Below are 1,276 nucleotides of genomic sequence, written 5' to 3'. Positions count from 1 at the left end.
CCCGTACCGCTTGGACCCATCAGCACCAGGTTGTATAGCTGATCGACCCAGAGCAGCTCCCTGAGCTGTGTCATCTGCCTTATGCCGATGCTGCTCGAGGCCTTGTAATCGTACTCGTCAAGCTCGTGTGCACGTGGCAGACGGGCCAGTTTAGTCCTGCGCCGGTAATCATTCAGCTGTCGCTGCTCTAGCTCTTTTATAAGCATGTTCTCCAGGAAGTCCGCGTATCCCGGTGTATCTATGCTCGCCTGGTGAAGCATCGGCTGCAAGTTTTTGCTCAGGTATCCCAAACGAAGTATGCCGGCATATTGCTTCATGTTTTCTATCTGCTTCATAGCTCCATGATTTGATCGTACCGGTTTATCTTGCTTCTCTCGGGGATGTATGCATCCGTGTCATACTGACTTGTTTGAACACCGTCATGCAACACGCTTACAACAGGCAAGGGCTTCTTCTCCCGGCGTTTTAACTCCCGGTAATGTGATGCGGCTTCTTTCAGGTAAAGGGCGTTGTAGAGCCCATTGTCGAGGCAGTAATCAAGTGCACTGCCAACGATCTCCTCACCATATTCGCCCATCACCTCCCTTATCATTTTCAGATTGTCTCTCAGATAACGGGGCTTATACTTGTGTATCTCCTCTATGAACAGGTACAAAGTGTTGTTGCCCTTCCAGATCGATAGGACTTCCTGCTTGAAGACCTCGAGCCTGGAGTTCCGATCCCGTCGATAAGTTGTGCTACCGATTACCTTGCCTTTTTCAAGACTGACGGGGTGCTCGGCCAGAAGGATGCCTTGCCGGTTGGAAAGCGAAAGGGTGCCATCCTTGACCTTGAGTAATACCTCCGGTCCCTTCCCGTTATAGGTGCCATATGGGACCCTGTAGAAGTTCCCCTTGTAACTGATTGTGTTATCTTTTCTCACCGTGTAGGTGGGAATCTCATCCCGGGGGATTGCCGGTGAGGGGCGAAAAAAGGAGAGATGCTCCTTTTCAATCAACCACACGTCATGGGGCAGGCGCTTCGTCGTGGCATGTTTGGTGCCGTTCGCCTTGCGCTCCAACCAGCTCAGGACTTCCTCGTTGAGGCGATCTATATCGTGAAAGGTACGCGCGCGAAGAAAGTTGTTTTTCACGTATCCTACCACGTTCTCGACCCGGCCTTTGCTCTGGGGATCGGCCTTGCGGCAGAACTCAACGCTGATACCGCGTTCATCCCTGTAGCGACGAAAATCATCAGCCAGGAGATAATCGCCAAGGTTCTCACTTTTCAGAAACAC

The 1,276-nt window shown here is 51.6% G+C and carries 2 protein-coding genes; both read right to left on the bottom strand.

The window, feature by feature from the left end:
- Window positions 1-335: ATP-binding protein (locus F597_RS0119815; RefSeq protein WP_019541480.1), on the bottom strand; the 335-nt coding region annotated here is incomplete at its 3' end.
- A partial coding sequence (locus tag F597_RS21400) for a transposase (protein WP_169338001.1) occupies window positions 332-1,276 on the bottom strand: 945 nt, incomplete at its 5' end. The genes F597_RS0119815 and F597_RS21400, both read right to left, overlap by 4 nt.

The sequence above is a fragment of the Proteiniphilum acetatigenes DSM 18083 genome, from assembly GCF_000380985.1.
Lineage (GTDB): Bacteria > Bacteroidota > Bacteroidia > Bacteroidales > Dysgonomonadaceae > Proteiniphilum > Proteiniphilum acetatigenes.
This window is presented reverse-complemented; position numbering and strand designations above follow the sequence as displayed.